Source organism: Hominiventricola filiformis (assembly GCF_020686965.1).
GTDB lineage: Bacteria > Bacillota > Clostridia > Lachnospirales > Lachnospiraceae > Hominiventricola > Hominiventricola filiformis.
In genome coordinates, this window is record NZ_JAJEPS010000007.1 from 56,385 (window position 1) to 70,240 (window position 13,856).

A 13,856-nucleotide genomic window follows, 5' to 3' on the forward strand; every position below is an offset into this window, starting at 1 on the left:
AACTTTGCTATAATAGACAGAATAAAGGAGGCTGACTAATGAATTACAGTAAAAAAAGCACCTCCAGAAAGCAGAAGGCGCTCAAGTCCAGGAAAAGTAAAATGGGCAAAAAGCTGGGCGTTGTCTTTCTGAAGACGCTGTTGGTACTGTTCATTGCCGTGGGCGTAGCAGGTCTGTGCGGCGGGATCGGTATCGTAAAAGGAGTAATCGAGAATGCTCCGGATATTACAAGTGCGAGTGTACTTCCGAGAGGCTACAAATCTACAGTCTATGATGCGGACGGCAACAAGACTGCAGAGCTGATCGCAGAGGGAACCAACCGTACCTATGTGAAACTTGACAATATTCCAAAACATGTGCAGGAAGCATTTATTGCCATTGAAGATGAACGTTTTTATGACCATAACGGAATTGATATTCAGGGTATGCTGCGTGCCGGTGTGAAGTTTGTGACCAGTGGGTTCAGAACGACGCAGGGTGCAAGTACCATTACCCAGCAGCTTTTGAAAAATAATGTATTTGACTTCATGTCCGAACATGGAATGCTGGAGAAGATCGAACGAAAGCTGCAGGAGCAGTACCTTGCCGTGAAGCTGGAAGACATCATGAGTAAGGATGAAATTCTGGAAAGTTACCTGAATACCATCAATCTGGGACAGAATACGCTTGGTGTACAGGCAGCGGCAAACCGTTATTTCGGAAAGAGTATCAGTGAACTGGATATTTCGGAAGCGGCAGTACTGGCGGCAATTACCAAGAGTCCGACAGAATACAATCCGATCAAACATCCGGATGCGAATAAGACGCGCCGGGCGCTGGTTTTGAAAAATATGCTGGATCAGGGATATATTTCCCAGAACGATTATGACAGCGCCATGGAAGATGATATATATGCCCGGATCAGTGAACACAATGAAGAGACTCAGTCCACCAATACGGTCTATTCCTATTTCGTGGATGCACTGATCGATCAGGTGCAGAAGGATCTGGTAGAGAAAGCAGGATATTCAGCGACACAGGCATCGAATGCTCTGTACAGCAGTGGACTGAAGATTTACAGTACACAGAAGCCGGAGATTCAGTCGGCATTGGATGAAGAATTTGCCAATGAGGAGAACTTCCCGGCAAATACGAAAGTTGCCATTGAGTGGGCCATGAGCGTGGTCGATAAAGATGGAAATACGACCAATTACAGCCAGGAGATGATGTTCAAATACTATAAGGAACAGAATTCCGGCTATGAACCGCTTTATAGTTCTGAGGAGGAGGCACAGGCTGCCATTGACGGCTATGTGGCGACACTGGGAATCACCGACGACGATACGGTCTATGAGAAATCATCTTTCATCATGCAGCCGCAGGCTTCCATGGTCATTGAAGATCAGAAGGCCGGCGAAGTGGTGGCAATGATCGGAGGCCGTGGTGAGAAGACGGCCAACAAGACACTGAACCGTGTTACCAACGCTCTCAGAAACCCAGGTTCTACTTTCAAGATCGTAGCGGCGTATGCACCGGCATTTGAAGAGCTTGGATATGGACCGGGCACCGTACAGTACGACGGACCGTTTGCCTACACAGAGAACGGAAAAGTCGGACGATTAGTCAATAACTGGGATAAGAAGACTCAGTACAGAGGATGGACGACGCTTCGTGAAGCGATTGCCCGTTCCATGAATATCGTGGCAGTCAAGACGATTACGGATGTCACTCCGAGTGTGGCTATAGATTATCTGCTCCGCTTCGGATTCACCAGTCTGCAGCTGGATGGAGCAAACTCCGATGCCGGTCAGGCAATGGCCCTTGGCGGACTGACCAATGGTGTATCCAATCTGGAGCTGACCGCAGCCTATGCGGGAATAGCAAATGGAGGTTCTTATTATAAGCCGAAGCTGTACTCGAAGATCGTGGACAATGAAGGTAATGTGATCCTTGATAATACGGTGGAGGAGCCGACACAGGTGATCTCTGAGCAGAATGCATGGCTTCTGATCGACTGTATGAAAGATGTAGTCACCGGTGCAGGCGGAACGTCCAGTGCAGCCAAGATCAGCAATATGACTACTGCCGGTAAATCCGGTACCACTTCCGAGAACCGTGATGTATGGTTCGTCGGCATGTCTCCGTATTATACGGCAGGCATCTGGGTAGGATATGACAACAACGGTTACAAGCATGAACTGAGCAGTAAGGCAGGAGAGACAAGTTTCCATAAGAAGCTGTGGTCCAAAGTCATGAGCCGGATTCATCAGAATCTGGAAAATAAAGATTTCGACAAACCTTCGGGCATTGTACAGGTAACGATTTGTACTAAGTCCGGCAAGCTGGCAATTCCAGGTGTATGTGACAGCGATGGACGATCCGGCATCGTCATCAATGAATATTTTGCGGATGGCACACAGCCCACAGAGACCTGCGATAAACACGTACTTGCGAATATCTGTGCAGATACGGGTCTTCTGGCAACGACCATGTGCCCGAATCAGATTGTACAGTCCAAAGTACTGCTTCCACCGATGCAGAGTGGAGTGGCAGAGGCAGTCACACTGGATACCGCATATGGCATCAGTTCCAATCTGCAGGCAGCGACCTGTACCGTTCACACGGGAGGTGTCTATCTGCCAAGTATTTATGAGCAGACTGGTTCTGCAGCAGGCGCAGTGACACCGACGGATCCGAATGCGGCGGCAGCGGATCCAAATGCAGCGGCGGCTGACCCGAATGCGGCGACAGCCGATCCAAACGCGGCGGCAGCGGCCGACCCGGCAGCCGGTGATGGAACTGCAGGTTCCGCAGAAGGACAGTAATCATATTACAACAGACATAAAAAGATCCCCGGTATGGGAAGCTGAATATTGGATCAGCCTCATGCCGGGGATTTTTTGTATGTTTGGAATCCGGTTAATCATTCAGGGCTTTGGAAGTCAGTCCCTGATGAAGTTCGGTCATATAAGTGTTCCAGATCGCCAGCGGATAGGAAGCTCCGGAAAGAGCCTTGGCGCTTCTGGGAGAGTCAAATCCGACCCAGACACCGGTGGTATAATATCCAGTATAACCGACAAACCATCCGTCCAGATTATCGTTGGTGGTGCCGGTCTTTCCTGCACAGGGCATGCCGGGAATGGCATTTCCGTGGGCGGTACCGCGTGTCAGAACCCCTTCCAGAATATTGGTCATCTCATGAGCTGCGGATGACTGATAGACCTGCTTTTCTTCCTGTTCCGGCATGACGACGATATTGCCGTCCATGTCGGTGATCATGGTGATGCAGGTGGGCTGCCGGTAGACACCTTCATTTTCCAGGGTGGCATAGGCAGCGGTCATTTCCAGGGAGCTGGCTCCGGTAGTCAGTCCACCCAGGGCAGCAGCCGGTGTATAATCCGTATCTTTAATGGAAGAGAAATTCATATCCAGCAGATAGGAAATCCCCACTTCCGGGGTCAGTTCTTTGAACAGTTTATAGGCAACTGTGTTCTTGGACTGCTCCACAGCCGTGCGTAGAGAGATGGCACCGGCATACCGGTTGCCCGAGTTGGACGGTCCATCCACCTCTTTGGAATCAATAACCGTACTGGAAGCGGAATAGCCGCGTTCCAGAGCTGGGGTGTAGACAATCAGCGGTTTGATGGAACTTCCGGGCTGGCGGAAACTTAAGTAAGCACGGTTATAATCCTGGGAGACACCTTCCTGAGATCTGCCGCCCACAATGGCAGTGACGAGGCCGGTCTCATTATCAATGGTGACGGCAGATGCCTGCAGGGCATAGGTGCCGTTGCTGTTCATAGTATTATAGGCTTCCAGTTCATTGTCGATGGTATCCTGCAGAAGTGCCTGGGCGTCCATATCGATGGAAGTATAGACCCGGTATCCACCGGTATACAGCTTTTCATGACAGGTATCGTAGTCTTCGCCGGTTGCTTCCATAAGCGCCCGTGTCGCACATTCATAGATATAAGTGTGCGCCCAGGTGCGGGTAAACTGCGGGGAGGAGTTATCAAGGGTGATCTGTTCGTTCAGTGCTGTCTGGCAATCACTCTCGGAGATCATGCCGTCATCCAGCATGTTTTTCAGGATCAGGTCACGGCGCGTCAGGGTGTCATCCTTATGCTTCAGTGGATCGTAGAGGCTTGGACTGTTGGGAATCGCACAGAGAAATGCAGCCTGTGACAGGCTTAAGTCCGAAGCATCTTTGTTAAAATACCCCTGGCTTGCCGCCTGAATCCCATAATAGCCGTTGGAAAAATAAATATTGTTGATATAGAATTCCAGCAGTTCCTCTTTGGAATATTTTTTCTCCAGCGCCATGGCGATGAAGATCTCTTCCACTTTACGTTCCCAACGGACCGTATGGGTCAGGTAAATATTCCGGGCCAGCTGCTGAGTGATGGTACTTCCGCCCTGGGTAATGCTCTCACTGGAGATGATGGATTTCGCCGCACGGATGATTGCCAGCGGATCGAATCCATGATGTTTGTAGAACCGCTTGTCCTCAATACTGACAAATGCCTCTTTTACCGTGTCCGGAATTTCATCTGAAGTAAGATAAATCAGGTTGCGGTCGTTTTTCAGAAGAGCAATGAGGTTGCCGTCCTTATCATATACTTCTCCCTGCTGGTCGGTCTGGAAATCAGCGGCGGTGGAAGTCTCCATAATCTGCTGTGCTTCCTGATGTAGCTGGAAGATTTTCTGAATGTATCCGGTTTGAAAGATGATAAAACAGACGCCGAGGAAGATACAGAGGATCGCCAGCTGTGTGATGTTGAAAAACAGGTTTCCCATATCTTTTTTCCGTTTTTTCTTTTTTCGTCGTTTCTTCTTTAAAGGTTCTTCGTTTTCCATAATTACTCCCATTAATATGATGTCGGGGCTCGGACAGAATCTGCAGTTTCTACAGCCCCAAAATATTACCAACATTATACCGTGATTATACAGGTGGAACAAGTAAAAAGTAGGAAAAAGTACAGAACAAACATTCGATTCGTTCTGTACTTTTTTTATTTAGAATGATATACTGATCAGGTAACCATACTAAGAACGAAGTGATAACAATCAGGAGAAATCATGGACCATTTTAAGTTAGTATCTGAATATCAACCAACCGGGGACCAGCCCCAGGCAATCAAAGAGCTGGTGGAAGGTTTTAAAGAAGGCAACCAGTTCGAGACACTTCTTGGTGTTACCGGATCCGGCAAGACCTTTACCATGGCCAATGTGATTCAGCAGCTTAATAAGCCTACGCTGATCATTGCCCATAATAAAACGCTGGCCGCACAGCTTTACGGGGAAATGAAGGAATTCTTTCCGGAGAATGCAGTGGAATATTTTGTTTCCTATTATGATTATTACCAGCCAGAGGCTTATGTGCCCTCCAGCGATACCTATATTGCCAAAGATTCTGCGGTCAATGACGAGATTGATAAGCTGCGCCTGTCGGCGACGGCGGCCCTCATTGAGCGGCGGGACGTGATTATTGTCTCCAGTGTGTCCTGTATCTATGGTCTGGGTGAGCCGGAGAATTTTGAGAAAATGATGGTATCCCTGCGTCCGGGTATGGAGAAGGACCGGGACGAGGTCATCCGGCAGCTCATCGACATCCAATATGACCGGAACGAGATGGATTTTAAACGAGGTACCTTCCGGGTGCGCGGAGATGTGGTGGAGATTATTCCGGCCAATGAATCCGATACCGCTGTGCGGGTGGAATTTTTCGGAGATGAGATCGACCGGATTACCCAGATCGACGTGCTCACAGGAGAGATCAAGGGAGAGCTGGAGCATGTGGCTATTTTCCCGGCTTCTCACTATGTAGTACCTGCTGAGCAGATTAAGAAGGCAACAGCGGCGATTGAGCAGGAACTGGAAGAGCGGGTGCGCTATTTTAAAGGAGAAGACAAGCTTCTGGAAGCCCAGCGCATTGAGGAACGGACGAATTTTGATATCGAGATGCTCAAAGAAACGGGATTTTGCTCAGGAATCGAAAACTATTCGAGACATCTGGCAGGATTAAAGCCGGGGCAGCCTCCCCATACGCTGATGGATTATTTCCCGGATGATTCCCTGATTATTATCGATGAGTCCCATAAGACCGTACCCCAGATCCGGGGCATGTTCTTCGGCGATCAGAGCAGAAAAACCACGTTGGTGGATTATGGGTTCCGTCTTCCATCGGCAAAGGATAACCGGCCATTAAACTTTGAGGAGTTTGAAAGCAAGATCAATCAGCTGTTGTTTGTATCGGCGACACCGGGAGACTATGAAGCAGAACACGAGCTTCTAAGAGCGGAGCAGATTATCCGTCCTACCGGACTTTTGGATCCTGAGGTAGTGGTGCGTCCGGTGGAAGGGCAGATCGATGACCTGATCGGTGAGATTAATAAAGAAGTGGCAGCCCACCATAAGGTACTGATCACCACCCTGACCAAGCGTATGGCGGAAGATCTGACCAACTATATGAAGGAACTGGGTATCCGGGTTCGTTACCTGCATTCCGATGTGGATACGCTGGAGCGGACGGAGATTATCCGGGATATGCGTCTGGATGTCTTTGATGTGCTGGTGGGTATCAACCTGCTGCGAGAGGGACTGGATATTCCGGAGATTACGCTGGTGGCAATTCTGGATGCGGATAAGGAAGGATTCCTGAGATCCGAGACATCCCTCATTCAGACCATTGGCCGTGCTGCGCGAAACAGCGAAGGCCATGTAATCATGTATGCGGACAATATGACGGATTCCATGCGTCTGGCCATTGAAGAGACAGAGCGAAGACGTGAGATCCAGAAAGCATACAATGAGGAGCATGGAATCACCCCACAGACCATCAAAAAGGCCGTGAGGGATTTGATCAGTATTTCCAAAGAAGTAGCTCAGAAGGATCTGCAGTTTGAGAAAGATCCGGAGTCCATGAGCGCAAAAGAACTGGAAAAGCTCATTGGAGAAGTACAGAAGAAAATGAAGAAGGCGGCAGCGGAGCTGGATTTCGAGACGGCGGCAATGCTGCGTGATCAGATGATCGGACTGAAGAAGCAGTTACAGGAGATTTCATAGAAGATGGCAGAAGAGAGAAGAAAATTTATCAAGATCAGAGGTGCCAATGAGCATAATCTGAAAAATATCAGTTTGGAGATTCCGAGAAATGAGCTGGTAGTGCTCACCGGACTTTCCGGATCAGGAAAAAGTTCCCTGGCATTTGATACAATCTATGCAGAGGGACAGAGACGCTATATGGAGTCCTTATCTTCCTATGCAAGACAGTTTTTGGGCCAGATGGAAAAGCCGGATGTGGAGAGTATTGAAGGACTGTCCCCGGCTATTTCCATCGATCAGAAATCCACCAACCGGAACCCCAGATCTACTGTGGGTACGGTAACAGAGATTTATGACTATTTCCGTCTGCTCTATGCGAGAATCGGGATTCCCCACTGTCCAAAATGTGGCAGAGAAATTAAAAAGCAGAGCGTAGACCAGATGGTGGATCAGATTATGACATTGCCGGAGCGGACGAAGATTCAGCTGCTGGCACCGGTAGTAAAGGGACGGAAGGGCGAACATGTAAAGGTGCTGGAGAAAGCCAGAAAGAGCGGTTTTGTTCGGGTGAAGATCGACGGCCATATCTATGATCTGTCCGAGGAGATTAAGCTGGAGAAGAATAATAAGCATCTGATCGAGATTGTGGTAGACCGTCTGGTGGTGAAGCCGGGTATCGAGAAGCGTCTGACAGATTCGATTGAAACGGTCCTTGGATTATCTGACGGACTTCTGGTGGTGGAAGTGATCGATGGTGAGATCATGACCTTCAGCTCCAGTTATGCCTGCCCGGATTGCGGTATCAGTATCGAGGAAGTGGAACCGAGAAGCTTTTCCTTTAATAATCCCTTCGGTGCCTGCCCGGAGTGTTCCGGACTTGGCTATAAGATGGAGTTTGACGAGGATCTGATGATTCCGGACAAATCTCTGTCCATCGCAGAGGGTGCGATTCAGGTGATGGGATGGCAGTCCTGTACGGATCCGTCCAGTTTCACCTATGCGATCTTAAGAGCACTTTCTGAAGCTTATAGCTTTGATCTGAATACGCCGTATCAGGATTTGCCGGAAAATGTCCGCCATATGCTGATCCATGGCACCGATGGCATGGAAGTGTTGGTGCATTACAAAGGACAGCGTGGCGAAGGTATCTATCCGGTAGCCTTTGAAGGCCTTATTAAGAACAGTGAGCGCCGTTACCGGGAGACTGGTTCAGACACAATGAAACAGGAATACGAATCCTTTATGCGGATCACTCCCTGTCGTGCCTGCCATGGACAGCGTCTGAAAGCTACCTCTCTGGCAGTGACCATTTGCAATAAGAATATATATGACATGACCAATCAGTCCGTTCGTGATCTCCATGCATTCCTGGAGCAGATGACGCTGACAAAGCAGCAGCTTCTGATTGGCGATCAGATCTTAAAGGAGATTAAAGCGAGAATCCGTTTCCTGATGGATGTGGGACTCGACTATCTGTCCCTGACCCGTGCAACGGGAACCCTGTCCGGCGGCGAAGCCCAGCGTATCCGTCTGGCAACCCAGATCGGTTCCGGACTGGTAGGTGTGGCCTATATCCTTGATGAACCAAGTATCGGACTTCATCAGAGGGATAACGATAAATTGCTGGCAACCTTATGTAAACTGCGCGATCTGGGCAATTCTGTGATCGTGGTGGAACATGATGAGGATACCATGCTGGCGGCGGATTATATTGTGGATATCGGTCCGGGTGCAGGAGAGCACGGTGGACAGGTGGTGGCCACCGGTACGGCAAAGGAGCTGATGGAGAATCCCAATTCCATTACGGGAGCCTACTTAAGCGGCCGCATGAAGATTCCGGTACCGGAGACAAGACGGACACCTAACGGCTGGATGACGGTGAAAGGTGCCCAGGAAAATAACCTGAAAAATATTGATGTGAAATTCCCATTGGGAGTGCTCACCTGTGTGACAGGGGTATCGGGATCGGGAAAGAGTTCCCTGGTCAATGAGATTCTGTACAAAAGCCTGGCAAAGCAGCTGAACAGGGCAAGAACCATTCCGGGCAAACATAAATGCATCGAAGGAATGGAGCAGCTGGATAAGGTGATCTGTATCGACCAGTCTCCCATTGGAAGAACCCCCCGTTCCAATCCGGCTACCTACACAGGCGTGTTCGATATGATTCGTGATCTGTTCGCGGCAACCTCCGACGCCAAAGCAAAAGGTTATAAAAAAGGGCGCTTCAGCTTTAATGTCAAAGGCGGACGCTGTGAGGCCTGCTCCGGTGACGGTATCTTAAAGATCGAGATGCATTTCCTGCCGGATGTGTATGTTCCCTGTGAGGTTTGTCAGGGAAAACGGTATAATCGAGAGACACTGGAAGTAAAATATAAAGGAAAGAGCATCTATGACGTGCTGGAAATGACGGTGGAGGAGGCACTGACATTTTTTGAAAATGTGCCCTTTGTACGCAGAAAGATTCAAGCCCTCTATGATGTAGGACTTTCCTATATCAAGCTGGGACAGCCATCTACGACCCTGTCTGGCGGCGAGGCACAGCGTATCAAGCTGGCAACGGAGCTGTCTCGCAGAAGTACGGGAAGGACTGTCTATATCCTGGATGAGCCGACTACCGGACTTCATTTTGCAGATGTGCATAAGCTGACAGAGATTCTTCAGCGCCTGGCAGAGGGCGGCAATACGGTCATCGTCATTGAACATAATCTGGATGTGATTAAGACCGCTGACTATATCATTGATATGGGACCGGAAGGCGGAGATGGCGGCGGAACCATGGTTGCCTGCGGTACTCCGGAGGAAATCGCGGAAGTACCGGAATCTTACACCGGATATTATGTGAAAAAGTATTTGAAGAAATAGGAAGATGACTTTTCAAAAACAGGAAAGTGTTGTATGATAAATATTTAGAGTTATGAGTAATCAGAGCAGGAGAAAAAAGATGCTGGAACAATTGCGAAAGCTGGTGGGCGAAGACCACGTATGGATCAATGAACCCATGAAAAATCATACGACATTCCGGGCAGGAGGCTGTGCTGACTATCTGGTTGAGCCGGAGTCTGTGGATGCAGTCCGGGAAATTGTCCGTCTGTGCTGCCAGGAGAATATGCCCTATTATGTAGTTGGGAACGGAAGCAACCTTCTGGTCAGTGATAAAGGTTATCACGGAGTCATTCTCCATTTATATAAAAATATGTCTGATTTTGAGATCAGTGGAAATCACCTGAAAGCCCAGGCAGGAGCGCTGCTGGTTCGTGTGGCGAAGATGGCTGCAAAGGAAGGACTTTCCGGTCTGGAATTTGCATCGGGTATTCCGGGAACCATCGGAGGCGCCATGGTTATGAATGCAGGTGCCTACGGTGGAGAGATAAAGGATGTAGTCACAAAAGTCCGGGTACTTTTGCCGGACGGGACCATCAGGGATTACACGGGAGAAGAGATGGCATTTGGCTATCGGAAAAGCCGTGTGATCGAGGAACAGGGAATTGTTCTGGAGGCAGAGCTGGAGCTGAAGGCAGATGATCCGGAAGCGATTGCTGCCAGAATGGAAGCATTAAAAGAAAAGCGAGTGTCGAAACAGCCGCTGGAGTATGCCAGTGCGGGAAGCACTTTCAAACGTCCGGAAGGTTATTTCGCGGGAAAACTGATAGAGGATGCAGGTTTAAGAGGTTTTAGGGTCGGAGATGCGCAGGTGTCGGAAAAACATTGCGGTTTTGTGATCAACCGTGGAAATGCCACGGCATCCGAGATTATGGAACTGATACAGGAGGTACAGAAGCGGGTGTACGAACAGTCCGGTGTCCGTCTGGAGCCGGAGGTAAAGCTTCTGGGTTTTTAAGGTAGAGAGGGAGATACAACATGAGACTGGTGATCGTGACTGGAATGTCCGGCGCGGGCAGAACGACAGCCTTGAAGGTGCTGGAAGATGCAGGCTATTTTTGCGTGGACAATCTGCCGGTTCCTTTTATCGATAAATTTGCTGAGCTGACAGCGTCAGGAAACAGTGAGATCACAAAAGTAGCCATCGGAATCGATATCCGGAGCGGCAAATCACTGGGACAGCTGGAACAGGTGCTGGAACATATGACGATGGAAGGAATTTCCCATGAGATTCTCTTTCTGGATGCGTCAGATGAAGTCCTGGTGAAGCGTTATAAAGAGACCAGAAGAATGCATCCCCTTGCGGAGTCCGGCAGAGTGGAGCAGGGAATCACACTGGAACGGGAACGTCTGGCATTTCTGAAAAAGCAGGCAGACTATATCATTGACACAAGCCAGCTGCTGACAAGGGAATTGAAACAGGAGCTGGATAAGATCTTTATCCAGAACCGGGAGTTTAAGAATCTGATGATCACGGTTCTGTCCTTCGGGTTCAAGTACGGAATTCCCAGTGATGCGGATCTGGTATTTGATGTGAGGTTCCTTCCGAATCCTTATTATTATGAGAATTTAAGAAAACTGACCGGAAACGATCAGGAGATTCAGGACTTCGTCATGGGTTATGACATGGCCCATGTATTTCTGGACAAGCTGGAGGATATGTTACTGTTCCTGGTGCCGAACTATGTGCTGGAAGGTAAGAATCAGCTGGTAGTAGCTATCGGCTGTACCGGAGGAAAGCACCGTTCTGTGACACTGGCAAATAAATTGTATGAGCGTCTTCAGAAGCAGGCAGATTACGGCGTGCGTCTGGAACACCGGGATATCGGCAAAGACGCTGCCCGGGGAAAGTGAGGATAAAATGTCTTTTTCCGGAGAGATCAAGGAAGAACTTTCAACGCTGGTTCCGGCGGCTCATCACTGCCGTCTGGCAGAAACTGCGGCAATTTTGCTGTTTTGCGGAAAGATCATTCTGACGGAGACAGATTCCTGCTGTGTAAAAATACAGACGGAAAATCTTCCGGTGGCAAGAAAGTACTTTACATTACTGAGAAAAACATTTAATATGAGAGCTGAAGTATCTGTCCGAAAAAGCCGGGAAATACGGTATTATTCCATAGTAATCCGGTGTGATAAGGATGCGAGAAGGCTTCTTGCCGGCACGCATCTGATGAATCCGGATGGACACATTGACGGAGATATCCGTCAGATACATAACAGTCTTCTGAAACAGAACTGTTGCAGGCGTTCATTTATTCGAGGGGCATTTCTTGCAGCAGGGTCCGTCAGTGATCCGGAGAAATCCTATCATTTTGAGATTGTCTGCAGCACACAGGAAAAAGCAGAGGAACTTCAGAGTCTTCTGACTGCATATGAGATCGATGCAAAGATTGTCATGCGGAAAAAGCATTACGTAGTCTATGTAAAAGAGGGATCTCAGATTGTGGAACTGCTGGGACTGACAGGAGCCCATGTGTCTCTGATGCAGCTTGAAAATATACGGATTGTGAAAGAGATGCGGAATTCTGTGAACCGCAAGGTAAACTGTGAAACCGCAAATCTAAACAAGACTGTATCCGCAGCAGTGCGGCAGGTAGAAGACATTAGATACATTCAGAGGACAATTGGATTTCAGGAACTGAACGAAGGATTGGCGGAGATGGCAGTGCTCCGGCTGGAACATCCGGAAGCCAGTTTAAAGGAGCTTGGGGATTTGCTGACGCCACCCGTTGGAAAATCGGGAGTGAATCACCGTCTTCGGAAACTGAGTCTGATTGCGGAAAAACTGCGCGAAGGTAAAGAGGAGTAAAAAGGAGGAGCAGAAACACTATGATTAAGAAACCGATTACTGTTCAGCTGGCAAATGGCCTTGAGGCAAGACCGGTGGCGCTGCTGGTTCAGGTAGCAAGCCAGTATGAGAGTAAGATCTATGTAGAGACAGAGAATAAAAAGGTGAATGCAAAGAGCATTATGGGAATGATGACTCTTGGTCTGAATGCAGGTGAGTCTGTAGTAGTAAGTGCAGATGGAACCGATGAGCAGGCTGCAATTGAGAATATCGAAAAGTATCTGAGCAGTCACAACTAAGCACAGATCACATAGAGGAGAAGGGGCTGTTTGCAGAACCAAGGTTCGCAGCAGCCCTTTTGTTATCATATAGGACAGTTAAGAAAAGCAGGAGAAAAGAGCCTATGGAAGCATACACAGGATTTGCGGAAGTCTATGACCTGTTTATGGATAATATTCCCTATGAAGAATGGGGAACCTATGTAAAAGGGCTTCTGAAAGAATATGGAGTGGATGAAGGATTGGTGCTGGAGCTGGGATGCGGCACAGGTACCATGACGGAGATTCTGGCATCGGCAGGCTACGATATGATCGGTATCGACCAGTCAGAGGAGATGCTGGAGGAAGCACTGGAGAAAAAGCAGGAGTCCGGCCATGAGATTCTGTATCTTTGTCAGGATATGCGGGAATTTGAGCTTTATGGAACGGTGCGGGCAATTATCTGTATTTGCGATTCCATGAATTATATTCTGGAAGAGGAAGAGGTACTTGGTATTTTAACCTCCGCAGCACACAATTATCTGGATTACGGCGGACTGTTTATTTTCGATCTGAATACAGAATATAAGTACCGGGAGATTCTGGGAGAGCAGACCATCGCGGAGAACCGGGAAGAGGGAAGTTTTATCTGGGAAAATTATTATGATGAAGAGTCTATGATCAATGAATACGACTTGACTCTTTTTGTGAAGGAACCGTCAGGACTTTACAGAAAAGAAGAAGAAAATCATTTTCAGAGGGCATATTCGCTGGAGACGATCCGGGAACTGGTGAAGAAATCAGGACTGAAACTTCTTCATATTTACGACGCATTTACCCATGAACCGGCAAGAGAAGATTCGGAGCGGGTTTATGTGATCTGTCAGCGTCCGGAAGAAAAATGACGA

General features: G+C 48.5%; 9 protein-coding genes. 8 read left to right on the forward strand and 1 reads right to left on the reverse strand.

Annotated elements, in window-relative coordinates; all coding sequences use genetic code 11:
* Positions 1–38: 38 nt before the first annotated feature.
* On the forward strand, positions 39–2,804 hold the full coding sequence (locus tag LKD36_RS08670; protein ID WP_308459366.1) for a transglycosylase domain-containing protein: 2,766 nt from the start codon (positions 39–41) through the stop codon (positions 2,802–2,804).
* 94 nt (positions 2,805–2,898) lie between these two features.
* On the opposite strand, the gene LKD36_RS08675 is transcribed toward LKD36_RS08670, so the two are convergent.
* Positions 2,899–4,836, reverse strand: a complete 1,938-nt coding sequence (locus LKD36_RS08675; protein ID WP_308459367.1) for a transglycosylase domain-containing protein — start codon at positions 4,834–4,836, stop codon at positions 2,899–2,901.
* A gap of 222 nt (positions 4,837–5,058) precedes the next feature.
* Here LKD36_RS08675 and uvrB point away from each other — a divergent pair, with 222 nt between their 5' ends.
* From uvrB to LKD36_RS08710, 7 genes are all read left to right on the forward strand, one after another.
* The gene (gene uvrB, locus LKD36_RS08680; RefSeq protein ID WP_308459368.1) at positions 5,059–7,044 is read left to right on the forward strand and encodes an excinuclease ABC subunit UvrB; all 1,986 of its coding nucleotides are present in this window, start codon (positions 5,059–5,061) and stop codon (positions 7,042–7,044) included.
* Positions 7,045–7,047: 3 nt separating this feature from the next.
* On the forward strand, positions 7,048–9,885 hold the full coding sequence (gene uvrA / locus LKD36_RS08685; RefSeq protein ID WP_308459369.1) for an excinuclease ABC subunit UvrA: 2,838 nt from the start codon (positions 7,048–7,050) through the stop codon (positions 9,883–9,885).
* A 79-nt stretch (positions 9,886–9,964) separates the two neighbouring features.
* Positions 9,965–10,861 carry a UDP-N-acetylmuramate dehydrogenase gene (murB, locus tag LKD36_RS08690; protein ID WP_308459370.1) on the forward strand — a complete coding sequence of 299 codons (897 nt, stop codon included), beginning with the start codon at positions 9,965–9,967 and terminating at the stop codon, positions 10,859–10,861.
* 20 nt (positions 10,862–10,881) lie between these two features.
* Positions 10,882–11,757, forward strand: coding sequence for an RNase adapter RapZ (gene rapZ, locus LKD36_RS08695; RefSeq protein WP_118771010.1), 876 nt, complete (start codon positions 10,882–10,884; stop codon positions 11,755–11,757).
* A 7-nt stretch (positions 11,758–11,764) separates the two neighbouring features.
* Positions 11,765–12,712 carry a DNA-binding protein WhiA gene (whiA, locus tag LKD36_RS08700; protein WP_308459371.1) on the forward strand — a complete coding sequence of 316 codons (948 nt, stop codon included), beginning with the start codon at positions 11,765–11,767 and terminating at the stop codon, positions 12,710–12,712.
* Between the two features lie 20 nt (positions 12,713–12,732).
* Positions 12,733–12,990 carry an HPr family phosphocarrier protein gene (locus LKD36_RS08705; protein WP_118771008.1) on the forward strand — a complete coding sequence of 86 codons (258 nt, stop codon included), beginning with the start codon at positions 12,733–12,735 and terminating at the stop codon, positions 12,988–12,990.
* Between the two features lie 104 nt (positions 12,991–13,094).
* Entirely contained in the window at positions 13,095–13,853 is a 759-nt protein-coding gene (locus tag LKD36_RS08710; RefSeq protein WP_118771007.1) for a class I SAM-dependent DNA methyltransferase, read from the forward strand.
* Positions 13,854–13,856 lie beyond the last annotated feature (3 nt).

Coding starts and splice junctions, on each gene's coding strand:
- LKD36_RS08670 (WP_308459366.1), top strand. CDS start 39: ATGAATTACAGTAAAAAAAGCACCTCCAGAAAGCAGAAGGCGCTCAAG.
- LKD36_RS08675 (WP_308459367.1), bottom strand. CDS start 4,836: ATGGAAAACGAAGAACCTTTAAAGAAGAAACGACGAAAAAAGAAAAAA.
- uvrB (WP_308459368.1), top strand. CDS start 5,059: ATGGACCATTTTAAGTTAGTATCTGAATATCAACCAACCGGGGACCAG.
- uvrA (WP_308459369.1), top strand. CDS start 7,048: ATGGCAGAAGAGAGAAGAAAATTTATCAAGATCAGAGGTGCCAATGAG.
- murB (WP_308459370.1), top strand. CDS start 9,965: ATGCTGGAACAATTGCGAAAGCTGGTGGGCGAAGACCACGTATGGATC.
- rapZ (WP_118771010.1), top strand. CDS start 10,882: ATGAGACTGGTGATCGTGACTGGAATGTCCGGCGCGGGCAGAACGACA.
- whiA (WP_308459371.1), top strand. CDS start 11,765: ATGTCTTTTTCCGGAGAGATCAAGGAAGAACTTTCAACGCTGGTTCCG.
- LKD36_RS08705 (WP_118771008.1), top strand. CDS start 12,733: ATGATTAAGAAACCGATTACTGTTCAGCTGGCAAATGGCCTTGAGGCA.
- LKD36_RS08710 (WP_118771007.1), top strand. CDS start 13,095: ATGGAAGCATACACAGGATTTGCGGAAGTCTATGACCTGTTTATGGAT.